This is a genomic window from Azotobacter beijerinckii, assembly GCF_900110885.1.
Lineage (GTDB): Bacteria > Pseudomonadota > Gammaproteobacteria > Pseudomonadales > Pseudomonadaceae > Azotobacter > Azotobacter beijerinckii.
The window spans coordinates 1-18,555 of record NZ_FOFJ01000064.1; the positions used below are offsets into that span (position 1 = coordinate 1).

Annotated in this window: 13 protein-coding genes and 1 pseudogene; 3 read left to right on the plus strand and 11 right to left on the minus strand. The window is 62.2% G+C overall.

The window, feature by feature from the left end; translation table 11 throughout:
* Positions 1–245: 245 nt before the first annotated feature.
* The 9 genes from BMY22_RS19520 to BMY22_RS25440 form a co-directional block, all read right to left on the minus strand.
* Positions 246–905 (minus strand): CoA transferase subunit B, encoded by a 660-nt coding sequence (locus BMY22_RS19520; protein WP_090624826.1) that lies wholly within the window; start codon positions 903–905, stop codon positions 246–248.
* A 42-nt stretch (positions 906–947) separates the two neighbouring features.
* Positions 948–1,646, minus strand: a complete 699-nt coding sequence (locus BMY22_RS19525) for a CoA transferase subunit A (protein ID WP_090624828.1) — start codon at positions 1,644–1,646, stop codon at positions 948–950.
* 236 nt (positions 1,647–1,882) lie between these two features.
* Positions 1,883–2,746: a hypothetical protein gene (locus tag BMY22_RS19530; RefSeq protein ID WP_090624830.1), complete on the minus strand. Its 864-nt coding sequence runs from the start codon at positions 2,744–2,746 to the stop codon at positions 1,883–1,885.
* Complete coding sequence (locus BMY22_RS19535) at positions 2,743–5,019, minus strand: hydantoinase B/oxoprolinase family protein (RefSeq protein WP_090624832.1); 2,277 nt, start codon at positions 5,017–5,019, stop codon at positions 2,743–2,745. The genes BMY22_RS19530 and BMY22_RS19535 overlap by 4 nt, the downstream gene beginning before the upstream one ends.
* A 50-nt stretch (positions 5,020–5,069) precedes the next feature.
* Positions 5,070–7,205, minus strand: coding sequence for a hydantoinase/oxoprolinase family protein (locus BMY22_RS19540; protein WP_090624834.1), 2,136 nt, complete (start codon positions 7,203–7,205; stop codon positions 5,070–5,072).
* 77 nt (positions 7,206–7,282) lie between these two features.
* The gene (locus tag BMY22_RS19545; protein ID WP_090624836.1) at positions 7,283–7,669 is read right to left on the minus strand and encodes an acetone carboxylase subunit gamma; all 387 of its coding nucleotides are present in this window, start codon (positions 7,667–7,669) and stop codon (positions 7,283–7,285) included.
* 15 nt (positions 7,670–7,684) lie between these two features.
* Complete coding sequence (locus tag BMY22_RS19550; RefSeq protein WP_090624838.1) at positions 7,685–9,622, minus strand: hydantoinase/oxoprolinase family protein; 1,938 nt, start codon at positions 9,620–9,622, stop codon at positions 7,685–7,687.
* A 554-nt stretch (positions 9,623–10,176) separates the two neighbouring features.
* Positions 10,177–12,192, minus strand: a complete 2,016-nt coding sequence (locus tag BMY22_RS19555) for a sigma-54-dependent Fis family transcriptional regulator (RefSeq protein ID WP_244158932.1) — start codon at positions 12,190–12,192, stop codon at positions 10,177–10,179.
* Between the two features lie 226 nt (positions 12,193–12,418).
* On the minus strand, positions 12,419–12,904 hold the full coding sequence (locus BMY22_RS25440) for a hypothetical protein (RefSeq protein ID WP_425265983.1): 486 nt from the start codon (positions 12,902–12,904) through the stop codon (positions 12,419–12,421).
* Here BMY22_RS25440 and BMY22_RS19565 point away from each other — a divergent pair.
* Positions 12,842–13,416: pseudogene (locus BMY22_RS19565) on the plus strand (transposase); the annotation flags it as partial. The gene BMY22_RS25440 and the pseudogene BMY22_RS19565 sit on opposite strands and share 63 nt — an antisense overlap.
* Before the next feature lie 101 nt (positions 13,417–13,517).
* Here BMY22_RS19565 and BMY22_RS19570 read toward each other — a convergent pair.
* Both BMY22_RS19570 and BMY22_RS19575 read right to left on the minus strand, forming a co-directional pair.
* Positions 13,518–15,059, minus strand: coding sequence for an AMP-binding protein (locus BMY22_RS19570; RefSeq protein ID WP_090624844.1), 1,542 nt, complete (start codon positions 15,057–15,059; stop codon positions 13,518–13,520).
* A complete protein-coding gene (locus BMY22_RS19575; protein ID WP_090624846.1) occupies positions 15,056–16,222 on the minus strand; it encodes an acetyl-CoA acetyltransferase in 1,167 nt (388 codons plus the stop codon). The genes BMY22_RS19570 and BMY22_RS19575 overlap by 4 nt, the downstream gene beginning before the upstream one ends.
* 360 nt (positions 16,223–16,582) lie before the next feature.
* On the opposite strand from BMY22_RS19575, the gene BMY22_RS19580 reads away from it, so the two are divergent.
* Both BMY22_RS19580 and BMY22_RS19585 read left to right on the plus strand, forming a co-directional pair.
* Positions 16,583–17,860, plus strand: a complete 1,278-nt coding sequence (locus BMY22_RS19580; protein WP_090624848.1) for a CobW family GTP-binding protein — start codon at positions 16,583–16,585, stop codon at positions 17,858–17,860.
* A 287-nt stretch (positions 17,861–18,147) separates the two neighbouring features.
* Positions 18,148–18,555: OprD family outer membrane porin (locus BMY22_RS19585; RefSeq protein WP_143068556.1), on the plus strand; the 408-nt coding region annotated here is incomplete at its 3' end.

The window sequence follows — 18,555 nt, forward strand, 5'->3', positions numbered from 1 at the left end:
ACATCAGCTCGACCACCGTGGAAAACAGCAGCTCGCGTGGATACTGGCGTTGCCGGTGAGTCTCGAACACTTCGTCGATCCAGGCGGCCGGCATCGCCCGTTCCAGCGCCAGACGTGCCATGACGCTGGCCGGTGCCTGCCTCTCGAAGCGCGCCAGAACTGCATCCCACATCGTCTTACCCTCCCGCTCGATCCTCGGGAGAGTTTACGCAAACACCTTGAAAGGGCTGAATTTAATGGCCTGATCAATAAAAGGTCATTTCCGGCACGTGCTCGGGCACCACCAGCTTGCCGGCGGTCTTGGCGACGATTTCCTCGACGCTCACCCCCGGCGCGCGCTCCTTGAGCACGAAGGTGCCGTTCTCGATCTCCAGGTAGGCCAGGTCGGTGAGCACCTTGCGGATGCAGCCGGCGCCGGTCAGCGGCAGCGAGCAGCGCGACAGCAGCTTGGACTCTCCGTCCTTGGAGGCGTGGGTCATGGTGACGATGATGTTGTCGGCCCCAGCGACCAAGTCCATCGCGCCACCCATGCCCTTGACCAGCTTGCCCGGAATCATCCAGGAGGCGATGTTGCCCTCGACGTCCACCTCGAAGGCGCCGAGCACCGTCAGGTCGACATGGCCGCCGCGGATCATCGCGAAGGATTCGGCCGAGGAGAAGATCGAGGCGCCACGCCGCGCCGTCACCGTCTGCTTGCCGGCATTGATCATGTCGGCGTCGACTTCCGCCTCGCTGGGAAAGGCACCCATGCCGAGCAGTCCATTTTCCGACTGCAGCATCACGTCCATGCCTTCGGGGACGTAGTTGGCCACCAGGGTGGGGATGCCGATCCCCAGGTTGACGTAGTAGCCGTCTTTCAGCTCGCGCGCCACGCGCTGAGCCATCTGTTCGCGGGAAAGTGCCATTGGAGCCTCTCGTGTTCTGTCGGATGAGCCGGCGACCTGGGATCAGGCGCGGACGGTGCGCTTTTCGATGCGCTTTTCGAAGTGCCCGAGGATGACGCGGTCGACGTAGATGCCGGGTGTGTGGATCTGGGTGGGTTCCAGCTCGCCCGGCGCGACGATCTCTTCCACCTCGACAACGGTGATCCGACCGGCGCTGGCTACCACCGGATTGAAGTTCTGCGCGGTGTGGCGGTAGACGACGTTGCCAAAGTAGTCGGCCTTCCAGCCCTTGACGATGGCGAAGTCGCCGGTGATTGCCTCTTCGAGGATGTAGTGTCGGCCGCGGATCTCGCGTACCTCCTTACCCTCGGCGACCGGGGTGCCGTGGCCGGTAGCAGTATAGAAAGCGGGAATTCCCGCACCGCCGGCGCGCAGCTTCTCGGCCAGAGTGCCCTGCGGGGTCAGCTCGACCTCCAGCTCGCCGCCGAGCAGTTGGCGCTCGAACAGGGCGTTCTCGCCGACGTAGGAGGCTATCATCTTGCGGATTTGCCGGTCCTCGAGCAGCACGCCCAGGCCGAAGCCATCGATGCCGCAGTTGTTCGAGACCACGGTCAGCCCCTTGACCTGCTGGCGGCGAATCTCAGCGATCAGGTTTTCCGGAATGCCGCACAGGCCGAAGCCGCCGGCCAGGATGGTCATGCCGTCGGTGAGCCCTGCCAGGGCTTCTTCGTAGGTATTTACGCGTTTGTCGAGTCCAGCCATGCTGTTCTGCCTCTTGTTGTCGTCATGTAAAAAGTCCGTCCCGCGGCATCAGGCACCTGCAACTGCAGGCCCTTCACACGCTCGATCCCTGCTGTGAACAAGGGAGGCAGTACAGCTGCAGAGCCTTCACACACTCGATACCTACGGAGGCAGAGCGTATGGGAAACCGGGGACGGCAAAGGGTGACAAGAAGGTCGGGCAAGCGTCACGGCACACCGCGACACTTGCCCGACAGGTCAGGCTCGCAGCCAGGCGAGACTTTCCAGTACTAACTCTGGCTGCTGCTCAGCGGGGATCTCGACGAAGTAGAACTGCCCTTGGTCGAGGACCGGCAAGCTGCCGCCATGCCACAGAACGGCACCCACATCCACGCCGCTCGATGCCGGCTTCGGCACCCGAATGATCGGCGAGATCACCGCATCGAACTCAGCTAGCGCGGGCGATGCCGGGGCAGCGCCACGCGGCCGCAAGGCCAGCGACCACCGGTAGTGCTTGGCCACGTTGATCAGCGGTCGATAGCGTTCGACGTCGGTTGCCTCCATGTCGCTATCGGTGGGGTGCTCTTCTAGTAGCACCCCACCTACCGGATAGGCGGAAACAGAGCGCATCAGGTCCGCCATGTACATGGCGGCATCCTCAATCCCGTCCGGGTCCAGTTCGACACCGACCCGCCCGGCCAGCGCATTGGCATGACGCAGCCAGTGCTTGGGCGATGGCATGGCCAGCACCAGCGGCGTCTGGCCGCGCAGGTTGGCGATGACCGCCTCTACGACCTCGGCCAGGATCTGGCGCGGCTCGTCCTGTTCCAGCAGCTTGCGCAGTGGGAAGGACAGGCGCCTTTTCGACCCCAGCTCCGCTACCACCTCCGGGTGACGAGACAGCCAGGAATCGAACATCTCGCCGACTTCCACCACCGCCACGTCCGGTCGCAGCAGGCCCTGGGCCTGACTGAAGTAGGCCAGGTACTGCGGCGCACTCACCCAGGGGTCGCCCCCTGAGCCCAACAACAGCCTTCGGGTGTAGGCCGAAGCCTTCAGCCACACCCGCAGGCGTCCACCGCCCGTGCCGCCGGGCAGATCGTCGGCGAGATGTTGGCTCATTGCTTTTCACCTCCCATCGCACCGAGTGCCGCCAGGCGTGCCTCGAGCTCGGCGATGCGTACGTCCTTCGGATGCGCCATGTAGTTGGGCCTGGGCTCGTTGGCCGCGCGGAACTTGTTGGGGCTCCCCATGTAAAGCTTGTCGATGTCGTCACCCCAGCAGCCAAAGTACTGCAGGTGGGACGGCGGTGTCGGCTTGCTCCACGACTTGACGAACTCGGCGTAAGGTACGCCGCGGGCCAGGCGCGCCTTGCGCTCGGCATCGCGGGCGATAGCAGTGGCTTCGTGGTTGATCGCCAGCGTCACCGGATCGAACTTGACCTTGTACAGGCGTTCGGCGACGCCCTGCGAGATCAGACCCTCCTCGATGTCGCGGATGACGCCCGCCGGGTCGCGCTCCAGCAGATCGCCGTAACCGGCGCCGGAGCCCTGCGAGATCATGAACAGTTCGCCGCGTTTGGAGATCTCGAAGCCCATGCCCATGTGGTGGGTGGTGTAGCTCGCCCCTTCGAAGGGCTGCTCGTTCATGATCTCCTCGATCGAGTGCTTGAACTTTTCCGGAGTCTCAAGCAACACGTCGTACACATCTACGCCTTTGACCTTGGAGAGTGGATAGGTGCCGCATGCATAGCCGCCAAACAAGCCCTGCATCGGCGGGATCTTGGCGCCCTGGCAGGTGGTCATGAAACCCCATTGCTCGCTGTCCTTGGTCGCCACGATCATCGTGTAGCCCTGGCCGCCGCGATACTTGCCCGGAGCGATGGCGTCGCGCGTCATCTTCTTCGACACCAGTTGCAGGAAGGGCACGTCCTCCTCGTTCAACTCCTGCTCGCCGATGTCCGCCATGGTGGCGAAAATCGGTGCCAAGGCGTGCTCGCCATCGCGGTCCACCGTGGCGCCGGCACCCATGCCGTTCAGGTCGGCGCAGAGGTTGCCCAGGGTCTCGCCGTGCTGGCTCACTCCGCCCCAGATGAAAGTGTTGATCATGTTGAAGGTCGGGGCATGCACCTTCGTGTACTTCTCCGGGCAGCTGTAGAGGAACTTCGCCACCGCGTGCTGGCCGGCGGTGAAGCCGGTGAAGATCGACATCAGGCTCTGCGAGTTCGGCGCATCATAGGAGCAGTTCATGATCGAGTGGGGATCGGTGATCACCTCAATCGGTGCGAAGGCCGCCTGGCCGCGCGGTAGGTCCGGCCACACGTAGCACAGGAAAACCTGCGATAGCATGCCCTTGAGGCCGGCGACGATGGTGTTGGTCGGTCGGTTGGTGAATTCCGGGGCCGAACCGCGGAAGTCGAAGATCAGCCGGTCGCCGGTCTTGGTGAGCTTGCAGTTGACCTTCACCACGCAGTTCTCGCGCAGGGTCGAGTCCTGGATGATGTAGGTGCTTACTGTCATGTCCGGCCATTCGCTGATGCGGCGTTTCACTTCGGCGCGGACGTTTTCCATGGTCAGGCGCAGGGTTGAGACCAGCGCGTCCGGGCCGTCGGTCCTGAACGTCTCCTCGATCCGCTGCTTGATACGCAGGCAGGCGAAGAGTTTGACCTTCATGTCCTCGTACTGCAGCTTGGGCTCGCGCACCGAGTTCTGCAGAAAGGTCAGGATGTCGCGCTTGATTTCGTAGTTTTCCACCACCTTGAAGGGGCACATCTTCAGCCCTTCGTCGCTCGGGCTCTCAGCCATGGACGGCATGCCGCCCGGCTCGATCGCACCGTTCTCGCCCTCGTGCACCGTGGAGGCCACCCAACACACCAGCTTCCCCTCGTGGAAGATCGGCAGGATCATGCTCTGGTCGGTGTTGTGCACGTTGCCGTAGCGGGAATCGTTGTGGATGAAGCCATCGCCCTCTCGCACCCCTACAGTGGGATCGTTCATCCAGTTCTTGATGATGAATTTGATGGGATGGTGCACCAGGGCAGAGAAGAGCAGCACGCCGCCGGCGCTGGCGATGGCGAGATCGCCCGAGGCCGAATACACCCCGGTGATGACATCGCCCCACTTGGCGCCAGGCGCCGCGCCCATCTGCTCCACCATCTCGTAGCCTTCGTCGCAGCCGGCCTGGATGCGATCACGGATCTTGGCGATAGAGTGGGCGTCGCTCATCTTGCGGATGGCCTCGTCCTCGGCCTCGGTCCGGGGCATCAGATCGTGGTTCTGCATGATCTCCGGGTCCGGCCCGAGGAACAGCGTGGTGTCGCTGAGGAACTTCTCGATCAGTGCCAGCTCTTCGGCACTCGGCATCTTTGCCCTTACGGGCGTAGCGATTTCGTTCATGTTCAATCCTGCCTGAAAATGAAATATGGTCGATGGCCGTCCGACGGCTCTCAGGCCCGCAGGAACCAGGAGGCACCCTGCTTAGCGGCGACGAAGTTCCAGCCTGGGTTGACCAGGAAGGTGGTCACTTCGGAGGCGATGATGGCGGGGCCGGTGATCTGCACCCCGGGTTTGATCTCCACCCGGCTCCATACTGGCGTCTCGAATGCGTCCTCGTAGCCGACGAAGTAGCACTTGCGGGTGGCCGACGGCGGCGGCGGCGACTTGCGCTGCTCGACCGGCACCGGCTTGATGTCCTCGAACTTCACCGTCTCGTGGCGGACGAACGCGGCGACCCGGATGGTGTTGATGCGGATGCCGGCCTCCGGCGCCTGCGAGCCCTTGCCGAAGCGCTTGCCGTAGTCGTTGGAGAATTGCTCTATGACCGCCAGCACGTCTGCCGGACCATGCATCTCGTGCTTGGGAATGACTGCGGTGGTTTGCACCAGTTGGTTGCCGTAGCGCATATCCAGTTCGAGGTTGTGGCAGATGTCCCCGCGGGCCATGCCCTGGCGCAGTAGATCCTGGGTGCCCTGCTCCTTCAGCTCGGCAACGATGGCGTTGAAGCGGTCGTAGTCGTCGAACAGGTGGCGGGTGTTCGAGTCGTACAGCACCATGTAGAGCGAGGTCTCGTGAATGTGGAGCTGATGCATGTTGCCGGCTCCGACCGCTGAGAACACCGAGCTGAACGGAGGCGCCAGAATCTTGTCGATGTTCAGGTTCTGCGCGATGCCGCAGCAATGCAGCGGTCCATTACCGCCGTAGGCCAGCATGGTGAAGTCCTTGGGGTCATAACCGCGGGCGCGCAGTTCGGTGAAGAGCCCGTTGGCCATGCTGTCGTCCACCTTCTCGCGGATCAGCAGTGCGCCCTCGATGACCGAGCAGTCGAGGTCATCGCACAACGCGTCCTCGACTGCAGCCGCCGCACGACGCGGATTGAGCGGAATCGATCCGCCCGCGTAGTTCTTCGAATCCAGGTAGCCTAGCAGCAGGTCGGCATCGGTCACCGTCGGGCGCATGCCACCGCGATCGTAGCAGGCCGGGCCGGGGTCGGAGCCGGCTGACTCGGGCCCACACTTCACTGTGTTGTACATGCGATCATAGCTGGCGATGGAGCCACCGCCGGCACCCAGGGTCACCAGGTGCACCATGGGCACCGACACCAGCCAGCGATCGATCACCGGATTGAAGTCGTAGTGCTTGATGCCACCCTCAACCACAATGCCGATGTCGTAGCTGGTGCCGCCCATGTCGGTTGCTACTACGTTGCCTAAGTCGCACTGCATGGCTAGGTGTTCAGAGGCTCCGATGCCGGAGACCGGCCCGGAGTGGATGGTCTGTAGGGCGTCCGTCGAATTGAGCTGGGCCATGCCGCCAGAGTTGTGGATGACCAGCATCGGCTGCTCGTAGCGATGGGCCCGCAGGTTCTGTTCGAGCGCGGACAGGGCGTGGTACATAGTCGAGTGCAGGTAGCCATCGACGATGGCCGAGGTCGCCCGCACGTACTCGCCCTTGCGGCCCGCCACCTGGTGGGACAAGACCACCGGAATCGCCCCCAGCAGGTGGGACGGGTATTCCTCGAGCAGGATCTCCTCGATGCGCTGTTCGTGCGTCGGATTAACCACCGAATTGACCAGCGCTACCACGATGATTTCGGCGCCGCGGTCCACCAGCTCGCGGATCTGAGTGCGCACGTCGTCCTCATCGAGCGGCATGACCAGGTCGCCTTGGAAGTCCACGCGCTCGCGCACCCCGCGGATCATGTGCGGCAGCACTAGCGGGTCGGGACGCTGGGCGTTGGGCATGTCCTGCTGGCCCAGGTTGTCCAGCCCTTCGCCATAGCCGCGGGCACGCGACAACGGCACCGTGGCTTCGTAGCCGGCTGTGACCAGCATGCCGATCTTGGGCCCCTTGTGTTCGATCAGGGCATTGGTTCCCAGCGTGGTGGCGTAGCGGACGGAGTCCACCTGCGACAGGATTTCCTCGAGCTCCAGGCCGAGGTCGTGATAGGCCTTGCTCAGAGCTTCATTGAAGCCCAGGGCGAGGTTGTGATGTGTGGTCAGAGCCTTGGCCTCGATGTACTTGCCATCCCAGACCACGAAACAATCGGTGAAGGTGCCACCGATATCGACTGAAACGCGTCTCATATTATCTCCTTATTATTCTTTTGCGCCGGCACAGCCCGGATCAAAGGCGGGGATGCTTACCAGCAGTTGACGGTGGCTTAGTGGCTGTGGCCCTGATCAGCCAGCACCTCGGGGCCGACGACCGGCTTCGCGATTTCCTCGCGCTTGGCCCATTGCGCCCGCAGGGCTGGCAGGTCCGGCTGCATGTCGTGTAGCGGCGGATGGCCGGGAATGGCGTATTCGGTCTCGACCATGGTTCCGCAGTGCGGGCAGTAGTACTCAAGGATGCGCACCCATTCAGGATCAGGACTGAAGGTGAAGCGGTACTTCTCAGGGTCGATGATGGGCGGATGAATCTCGCGTGGGTCGCGGTCGTAGACGAGCATGCCTTCCTTGTAGCCTTTGTTCGCCGGCCCGATCTCGTGGTCGCACACCCGGCATTCCCACTTTTCCGAATCGAGATCGATGCGCAGATATTCGGTCATTAGAACTTTCATTTTTCAGGCCTTCCTATTCAGCATGATGTCGCCCGCGTCACTGATGACGAAGGTCCAACCATCGAGCACGTGGCATGTAAAGAAGTCTTCTTCGAGAATCGCGGGCCCAGTTGCGTGGTCGCCCGGTGCCAGTTCGGCCAAGCGATAGACCGGGATGTCGATGCGTCCCTTGTCGCGGGTCAGCACCTTGCGTGTGCCGACGGCGCTGGCGCCCTGGCTTTCGGAGAAACGTGCAGTCTTGCTGACTTCGGCGCGCAGCGGCTTGACAGCACGCAGTCCCAGTTCCACCGCCTGTGCGTGCGCTAGTTCGGCCGGGAAGTCGGCACCGTCGGCAATGGGGCAGCGCAACTCGCTGCCGTCCTCCAGCTCGCCCGCCAGCCAGGCCTCCATGTTGTACTGGCCTTCGGCAAAGCCCTCGGCGAACATGTCGCGCGCTGCCTTGAGCTTGAGGTCAGCCAGGGCCTCGTCCACGCTCTTGGCGCTGCGCTCATCGAGCGCGACCGCGTAACGCTGGGAGATGTCGCACGAGCCGATGCCGAAGGCACTGAATACAGCCGCCAGTTTTGGCACCGCAACCCGGTCGATGCCGGCCTTCTCCGCCACGCCACAAGCATTGAGCGGCCCGGCGCCACCGAACGCGAGCATCACCGTGTCCTTTGATACCTTGGTGAAGCGGTGCAGTTCGACGGCAATCTTCTCCTCGTAGGCGTGCGCCATCTGCAGTAGCGCCTCATCGGGGCCGATACCCAGCGGCTGGGCGATGTTGAAAGTGACTGCGCTGGCAGCCCGGTCCAGGTCCAGCGCCATACCGCCGCCGAAATAGGACTTGGGGTCGAAAATACCGCTTAGCAGGCTAGCATCGGTGATCGTGGCCTCCTTGCCGCCACGACCGAAGGCGGCCGGCCCCGGGACCGCACCAACGCTTTCCGGACCAATCACAATGCGGTTGTTGACCACCTTGAAGATGGAGCTGCCGCCTGCGCCGGCGCTCATGATCTCGCACAGCGGGAAGGACACGCTGATACCCTCGACGTGACCGCGCTGCACCTCCGCGACCGTACCATTGAGGCACTGGCCGATGTCGGTGGTGGTGCCGCCGACGTCGATAGCAACCACGTCGGACAGGCCGTAGAGCCTGGCAAAGGACTTCATGCCCTCCATGCCACCGCGCGGACCGGAGCTGTAGGTCTTGATCGCCACCGTCTTGGCGACGCGCGAAGCATCGCCGTCGTTGCGGAAGATCAGCATTGGATTCTTGGTGCGATAGGCGCGCAGGCGGTTCTCGGCATTGAACAGGAATGCCTCCGTCGCCGGATGCAGGAAGGAATTGATCAGCGCCGTCCAAGTGCGGCGAACCACGTCGCGATCCGTCGTCAGGTCGCTGCCGTAGAGCACCGGCACCGCGCCCAGCAGATGCCGCGGATACTTGCGCAGCACGACCTTGCGGAAGCACTCCTCGACATCGAGGAAGGCCGCGCCGCCGAAACTCACCACCAGGCGGTTGGCGCCGGCCGCGGTAAGCTGGTTGATCGCCTTTACCGCCTCGACGTCCGCATCGTCGCCAAGCACGGTGGCGGCATCGAGAAAGACCACGCGGTCGCCGACCAGCGCTTCGTACACCTCTGGATCGTGTTCCGCCAGGCGTACCGGCAGGTCGCGGACACCGGCATCGATGATGAGGCCAAGCCGCGGCCCCTTGCGCTCACAGATGGCATTGGTACCCTGCGTCGTCGAATAGCGGATGAGGTCGACCTCCTCGAGCAGCCGCGCCACGTCCGGCGTGTCGTAGAGAACGCCAGACGCCTTCTGCAAGCCTTCGAAGAAGCACTTGCTCAGATCGTAAGGTGTAGTCAACACCTTCGTCTTCCTGACTCCATCATCGGTCATGATGCAGATATCGGTGAGTGTGCCACCGTTATCGATGTTTATTTGCAATGTCATGCCGCATTTCTCCCGTCATCTCGTTCATGGATTGAGACTTTTCCAACATCAGTCCAGTACTGATGTTTTCCGGACCATCGAGTCGTTTCACCGTCTCTGGTTACTAAACTCAAATTCATTAGAAGCAGTGAAACCGGACTTTTCACTGATACTTATGGCAAACGGTATGCCAACTCACAAGAGATCAATAATCTTATATAAATTATTGTTTTATAAAGAAAAATTAAATATTAAGAATTTACGTTAAGTCGAGTGCGTCTAGATTCGCGAATACCCGTTCGAATTTCGGTTGAATTAATGCAACGCAACAAAGCGAGTGTCCGAACATAAAAATTGGGTGCTTCAGAATTTCAGGCGCGACGAGGCATGCCCGACCGGCAGCACCGGAGTCGGCCGATTCAGACTTAATGAGCGTGGGGATAAGGAGGTGGCAAAGATAGACGAAGGAAAGTGCAAATAGGCGCTTCGCTAATTGAAGCGTGCTGCAAAAGACGAAGCCTCCGCCCCTCGATCAAGGAGCAGAGGCAGGCTGGTCAGAGAAAGCGAAATCGACGTCAGATGCGATAGTTGCGCAGATCGTCTACATAGGCCTCAAGGTCGAAACGCTTGAGCTTTGCGTAGACGGTACTCTTGGCAATGCCCAGTTCGCGTGCCACCGCGGTCATGTTACCGCGACTGCCCTTGATTGCCTGCAGGATGGCCTCGCGCTCGGCACTCTCCAGACCGTTCAGATCGCGCAGGTTGCCGGGCAGATCAAGCTCTGACTGCATCGCTGCGCGCGGAGCGGCACGCACGTCGAGCGGTATGTCTGCCTCGGTCAGTAGGCTCGCTTGCGAGGTGAGCAGCATGCTTTCGATGACATTGCGGAATTCGCGGATGTTGCCCGGCCAGGCATATTGCTGCAGCAGCGCCACTGCGCCGGCCGACAACGTCCGCGGCCCGAGCCCGTGCTGCGGTGCCAGGACCTTGAGATAATGCTCGCCGAGCAAGGGAATGTCTCCGGCCCGCTCGCGCAGGGACGGGATATCGATGCTGGTCACCGCAACCCGGTAGAAGAGATCCATACGGAAGGTACCGGCCTGAATTTCCTTGCGCAGGTCGCGATTTGTCGCAGCCACGAGGCGGAAATTGACCTTGCGCGGCTTGTTCTCGCCAATGCGATAAACCTCGCCCTCCTCTAGCACCCTCAGGAAATAAGGCTGGAGGTCGATGGGCATTTCACCGATCTCATCGAGGAATAGGGTGCCGCCGTCGGCCGCCTCGATCTTGCCAATCATGCCGCCGCGCCGCGCCCCGGTGAACGAGCCTTCGATGTAGCCGAACAGCTCACTGGTCAACAGCTCGCGCGAGAAGCCTCCACAATTCAGGGCGACGAAGGGGCCATCCTTGGTCGCGCCGGATTCGTGTATGCAGCGCGCAAACACGTCCTTGCCTACCCCTGTCTCGCCTAGCAGAAGGACCGGGACGTGGGACTTTGCAAGCTGCTGGGCACGACCGACCGCCTGCAGCAGCACTGCTGACTCTCCGACCACCTTGTCGAAGCTACCCTTATCGGTCGTCTTACCGAAGACGAGCGGGCTCACCGTGCGGGCACCGCCACCGACAGGCGTACGTCGGTTCGGCAGCGCCAGCACCGTACCAAGATGCTCGCCGCCGACAATCACCGGTTGCAACCAGTTCTGGTCTATCCACTCGGGCAAGTCCTCGACAGCCTCGCCCCCCTTTTTCCAGCTCAGCGACAATGCCTCAAGGATGTCCAGCTCGCGACCGGCCAGATCGGCCAGAACCACCGAGGCACGCGCGTTCGCCTTGATGGCACAACCACGACGGTCGAACACGACGACGCCATCAGCTGCGGTCGACGAAAGGCGGTCGACACAACTCTCCAGCAAGCGATAGCGGACATCCATTTCCATTCTCGCCAGGCGGTTCTCAATGCGACCGGCCGTCGCAATGACCAAGGCAAGGCTGTGGCGGCTGTACGAGGCACTAAGCCCCGATACGTCGACCACGCCAAGGATTGAGCCGTCGTAAGGATCACGGATCACTGTCGCCGAACAGGACCAGCGTTTAATGCCGGCGCAGTAATGCTCCGCCGAGTGGATCTGCACCGGCTGACCGACTTCCAGCGCGGTACCGATCGCGTTGGTGCCACAAGCGAGTTCGCTCCAGCTCGCACCCGGCAGCAGATACACGTTTTCCGCCGCGCTGCGCGTGGAGACGTCCCCTTCGAGGTTAAGGATGGTGCCGGTCTGGTTAGTGAGCACCATCACCGTTCCAGTTTCGGAAAGAAAATCCCGTGCCGAGGCCATGATGGGCGCACTGGCGGTCAGTAGATCGGCGCATTCGTCGCGCAGGAAATGCAGAGAGTTCTCGCCGACTGGCGGCGGCGCCTGGAAGCGGCCCGGGTCGACGCTGGCGCCGAAGCAACGCCGCCAGGAATCGTCGATCAGGCGGCGCAGCGCATCCGATCCGGGCTCGCTGCCCTTGAGAAACCTCTCCCATGAAACCATGATGTGGCCATCGTTTTCCGGCACGGAAAACATCTGGCTTTTAACAGTGGCAGGCATGTCCACTCTCCTTTTGACTGCGTCGTCGCATTTGCGAACGCAACGCACAGTTCTCTATTGTTTTCTATTGTTATCTATAACCAGCTTCGGAGCCGGCCCTCTGACCGTACCCGCGCCAACGCAAGATGTTGTCCGCCGGCAGGCATTTTAACATGCAAAATATGCACCAATTATCTCTATCGGGAGCGGTGCCCGTCGCATCGGCCAGAGCTGTGCAGTTCGCCACCTACACCAGAGACGAACGTTCGATTATAGGACACGATGGCGACTGAAAATCAAACGCCTGCAGATGCTGACTATAGAGTGACAGAACGACGCCGAAATCGGCGGAGGTACTGTTGCGCACCTCGTCAAGCATCGTGTCCGGCGCGAGCTCGATCAGCGACAGTGCGTCGCGACATACGTCGAAGACACACAAATTGGTGACAATCGTGTTCACTACCAGCCCTTTCAAGGGCTTTTGCTTTTTGCAAGCTTTGATTGTTCGGGCCGTAGAGACATGAGCGCAGGCCCTGGTGCCATCGATCCACTCCCTGGTCTTTTTCACCTTGTGGCCACGCTTGCTCGGGGCCACCTGGCTGGGCTTGATGTGCCGTGCCAATTGTCCAGCCGCGCGAGGGCTGTCTGCGTTGCCAGCAGCGCCTCCATCTTGGTCACCGATGTAGGCTTCCGGCGGCCCTGGTTCTAGGCCGTCGAAGCGCAGGGTTGGCATTACGTCGGCCGCGTGCGCAATCGCGATCTGTGCCGGCTCGGCGAGCAGCCCTGACTGCCGGTGAAAAGCCTGTATGCCCTGGCCTCGGCTTCGCCGGAGCGGCTCGGTTGCGTCGAGATGACCCGCTCGGCGCTCTGGTTCACCCGGAGATCGTGACGATCTACCAGCGGCGCATGCAGATCAAGGAAGGCTTCCGCGACCTGAAGAGCCATCGGCTGGGGCTCGGCCTGAGACTGCATCGAAGCCGCTGCCCGCGGCGCATCAAGATCCTGCTGCTGATTGCCGTGCTGGCCAACGATGCGCTGTGCCTGCTGGGTCTGCAGGCGCGGGAGGTAGGGTACGAGCGGCGTTTCCAGAGTAACAGTCTCAAGAGCAAGCACGTGCTGTCGTTGTGGCGGCTGGGACTGGAATATGCTCGCACCGGGGCGGGAGCCATTTCCCAGGAGAGGCTGCGGGGCCTGGAGCTGGCCCTGCGGCGGGAGGTCCACCGGCAAGCGCAGGAGCTGGGGTGATTTTGTGGGGATCACTCAGGTTTTGTCCGAAATTCAGGCGCCCACTGAAACGGCATACACCTGCACGACCAAGTGCAGAAAAGCAGACGCGACAGCCTCGTCTAAAGAGCCGGCGCGTCGTCCAGAAGGTTGCGTAGTGCGGTCTTCAGCACCTTGCCGTAGTTGTTCTTTGGAAGCTCATCGACAAAGCGGTAGTCCTTGGGCCGCTTGAAGCGTGAGATGCGTTCGAGGCAGTACCGATCCAGTTCGTCGGCGCCCAAGCCCGTGGCATCGGACTCGGCGACTACGAAGGCGACCACCACCTCACCCCACTCAGGGTCGCGCCGTCCGACCACCGAAACCTCACGCACTGCCGGATGGCTCAGGAGCAGTTCCTCTACTTCGCGGGGATAGATGTTGGAACCGCCGGAGATGATGACGTCCTTGGAGCGGTCCTTGAGCGTCACGAAGCCATGCGAGTCCATCGTCCCCATGTCGCCGGTCCACAACCAGCCGTCGCGCAGTACCGCAGCACTCGCCTCCGGCAGCCTCCAGTAACCGGACATCACCGTCTCGCCACGGACTACGACCTCGCCCACCTCGCCGTTCGCCAGAGGACGCCCCTCGGCATCGACGATGCGCACTTCCACCAGCGATTGCGCCACGCCGACCGAAGCGATGCGCGACGCCCAGGTCGGCTCTGAGCGATCGGCCAGCACCGCGCGTGACAGGGCGGTGATCGTCATCGGTGATTCGCCCTGTCCATAGATCTGCACGAAACGCGGCCCCATCACTTCGAGTGCCTCGATGATATCTTCGGCATACATCGGACCGCCGCCGTAGATTAGCGTCCGAAACCCGGACGGATCGGTACCAGCGTGCTTCACCCCGGCCACCAGGCGCTTCATCATGTTCGGTGCGGCGAACATCGCCAGCCGCCCGATCCGACCAGCAAGCGCGATCAGCTCATCCGGCTCGAATCTGCCGGACTCAGGGATGACGTGCCGGCATGCCCTCAGCACGTAGGGGAAGCTGTAAAGCCCGGCGCCGTGCGACAGCGGCGCGGCATAGACGGCGACGTCTTCCTCGGCGACCGGATCGACGTCCATGAAAAAGCAGGAGGTCATCGCTAACAGGTTGCGGTGGCTTAGCATCACCCCCTTGGGCTTGCCGGTTGTACCCGACGTGTAGAACAGCCACGCCAGGTCGTCCGGCGCGCGCTCCTGTACTGGGATCGCCAATGCCGAAACCGCGTAGATGTACAGGCTGTCGCCCGGCATCAGCACCGGTAGCTCTGGCCCCTCGCCGGCCAGGCAGGCACCGAGGCCGTCGGCCAGGTCGCGCGATACACAAGCCAAGCGGGCACCGGCGTCGGCAAGGATGTAGCTTGCCTCGCGCGGATGGAGCTTGGCATTGATCGGTACTGCCACCAGGCCCGCCCAGAGCATCCCGTACAGGCACTCGAGGTATTCAGGGCAATTGCTCATGTAGATGGCCACCCGGTCCCCGGCCTCCAGCCTGAGATTCCGTCGCAGGAAGCCGGCCAGGCGTGCCGCGCGCGCAGCCAAGCCTGCATAGGTGTGCAAGGGACGTGTCCCGACCATGACTGCGGGCCGTTCAGGAAAGGTCCGCGCCGAACGCGCAAGCAGCTGGGCCAGGTTCATTTGCAGCGCTCCAGAATGCTGACGTAGTTGGCGACCGCGGCTCCGCCCATGTTGAAGACACCGGCTAGACTGGCGCCCGGCACCTGCATTTCGAGCGCCTCGCCGGTCAACTGCATGGCAGCCATAACATGCATGGACACGCCAGTTGCGCCGATTGGATGGCCCTTGGCCTTGAGTCCGCCGGATGGGTTGACCGGCAGGCGGCCGTCCGGTTGGACTGTGCCGTCCAGCAGGCATTCCCCGCCTTGCCCCGGCAGGGCCAGCCCCATGGCCTCGTAGGTCAGCAGTTCGGCAATGGTGAAGCAGTCGTGCACCTCAGCAAGCGAAAGGTCGCCCACCTCGCAGCGTGCCTCCGCCAATGCTTGTGCCCAGGCACGCTGCGGCCCCTCGAAGCCCAGAACGTCGCGACGGGAAATCGGCAGGAAGTCGTTGACCTGGGCCCGCGCCCGCAAGCGTACAGCACGCCGCATGCTCACAGCCACCGACTCATCGGCGAGCACTAGGGCGGCGGCACCATCGGACACCAGGGAGCAATCGGTCTTGCGCAGCGGGCCGGCGATCAGCGGATTGCGGTCCGACACGGTGTTGCAGAACTCGAAACCGAGATCCCGGCGCATGTGGGCCCAGGGGTTGCGCGCACCGTTGGCGTGATTCTTCGCAGCGATTCGTGCCAGCGTTGCCGAATGGTCACCGTAGCGTTCGAAGTACTGCTCGGCCAGTTCGCCGAAGAGCCCCGGAAAGCTCAGGCCTCGGGCCGCTTCCTCGCGCACGTAAGACGCCGACGCCAGCACCTGCGTCACCTCCGGACCCGATACTGCCGTCATCTTCTCGGCACCGACCACCAGCGCGATCCGGGCTCGCCCGGCTTCGATCGCATCGCAGGCGGCATAGACCGCTGCCGCACCCGAGGCGCAGGCGTTCTCGACCCGGGTGGCCGGACACCAGCGCAAGGCCGGATCTGCCTGGTGTACGAGTGAAGAGCAAAAGATCTCCGGCACCAGGCCACCGTTCAGATGCCCCAGCCAGATCCCGTCCACATCCGCCGCGGCGACCTCTGCATCCTGAAGTGCATAACGGCCGACATCGGTGATGAGCGACTCGAGGTCGATGTTGTCGAGCCGGCCGAATGGCGAGTGAGCCCATCCGATAATGCAAATGCCCATGCTGTTTCCTTCATGTGAATGAACTGTAGATAGGAGGATCGAATTCGCTCCTTCTGGATCATTAAAGGCATCGGCCATGCCAAAGCCGACGCTGAACATGACGCCCTGCAACATCCTGATTTTCCGTCGTTAAACTAATCCGGCCGAATGCCGCCGGCCCATCACCGTCTGTTTGTTGGACGGCCACCGAGTCTTTCCCGTTTGATTCCAGAACGTGCAGTACTCAAGTGCGCGCCTGCACTTTCGAGGCGATTCCGCGGCCCCGGCTGGACTGCAGCCTATCGCCATGCCTTGGCATTGCTTTTGCGTTTTGCCAGCTTGCTTCCAGTACAGAAATCAACAACAACACCGGAGACAACCATGCCTAGCTCCTCTGCATCGTGGCCCGCCCAGCGCCCCGTCGGCCGCATCCCGGTCAGCCTACTCACCGGCTTCCTCGGCGCGGGCAAGACGACCCTGTTGAACCAGTTGATGAAGGACCCCTCGATGTCGGGCACCGCGCTGCTGATCAACGAGTTTGGCGAGGTCGGCATCGACCACCACTTGGTCGACAAGCTCGACGAGCACACGCTGCTGCTCGACTCCGGCTGCATTTGCTGCAGCGTGCAGGGCGATCTGGTTAGGGCCCTGCGGAACCTCCATCAGCGGCTTTCTCGGCGGGAAATCCCGAACCTTTCCCGGGTAATCATCGAGACGACCGGACTCGCCGACCCGGTTCCCGTCGTCTATACCCTGATGGAGGAGCGCTTCATCGCTGCGCGCTACGTCTGCGACAGCGTGCTGACGGTCGTCGACGCAGAGCATGGTCTTGATCAGCTGACACGACACGGGGAAGCCGTGCGTCAGATCGCCATGGCCGATTACCTGCTGATCAGCAAGAGCGATCTAAGCAACGCCATGACTCGGGCACGATTGGAGACGAAACTCGCCGCTCTCAACCCCAGTGCGCGCCGCCTAGAGGTGCGCCACGGTAAGGTGTCGCCAGATCAGCTCTTCGGTAGCGGAATTTATGCCGTTGCAGGGAAGTTACCCGACGTTGCTCGCTGGCTGATGGATGAACGCAAGCACGAGCAATACCAGCCAGCAGAAACCACGGAAGCACCGCACTGGGTGCATAAGCCTACCGCACGCAATCACAAGCACGCCGAGCGCCACAGCAATGCCGTCTCGAGCTTCGTCATCCGCTTTGAAGCGCCAGTCCAGTGGCACAGCTTCGCAGTATCGATTGGGCGCATCTTGGCATCGTATGGACAACAGCTGCTTCGGGTGAAGGGGCTAATGGCGGTGGCAGGCGACCCACAGCCGCATGTCATCCAGTGCGTTCAGGACGTGGCCTACCCACCGGTGCGACTCCCGACTTGGCCCGACAGCGGCGCTTTCGCCGATCGCTGTGGACGACTGGTGTTCATCGTGCAGGATCTCGATCCGGCTGCAGTCGACACTATCCGCAGTGCGCTAGCTGACCTTCCCAGCGAGGCCGCAGCCGTGCGCATCAGCGCCGCCCACCCGCTACTCCCCACGCGTTGCTGGCTCACCCGGCAAATCCTAGTTACGCCCCTCGGAGGCATGGAACTCGATGCCTGGTTTGTCCAGCCGAAGCGATTCATGAACCGCCCCGCCATCAGCGCACGCTCTTGAATGGCGGAATCAGGCCGCCACCGCTGATACGTCACGTCAACAAAGACGACTGATTGTGCTTTCTAGCCCCAAATAGCTCAGTCATCTCGGATTCACGCCGACGACAGCAAGTGCGTACTAGCCGCTCTCACCGCCTATCTCGGCGATGTCTGTGGCACCGCCCACATACGATATCGAGTACCGCCTCGCCCACAAGAGCGGTACCAGACGCTGAATTCGCACCGTCAGCACCATGCTAAGAAACGCTCACGGTATGCGGCTGCGCATCCAGCAACAGGAATGAATCCATGCGTTTCCACAATAAGAAGAATCCAGCCTGTGCCGCGTCCCTGACCCTTGTCCTGGCGATCCCGGCCGTCGCCGCCGACGGAGAGGGCTTTCTCGAGGGGGCGACCGTGAATGTGCTCAACCGCAACATCTACTTCAGCCAGGACTTCCGCCATGGCGACACCTTCAACAACCCGCAGACCGGCGAGAAGAAGCACCTGCGCGCCGAGTGGGCGCACGGCGTGATCGCCAACTTCGAGTCCGGCTTCACGCCCGGGGTGGTGGGTTTCGGCCTGGACGTGCGCGGCCAGTTCGGCTTCAAGATGGACGGCGGCGACGGGCGGGTCGGCAACGGCATGGCGGGTAACGGCATCATCCCGCGGCGCGGCTACGACTTCGACGGCAAGCCCAAGAGCCAGTTCGGCCGT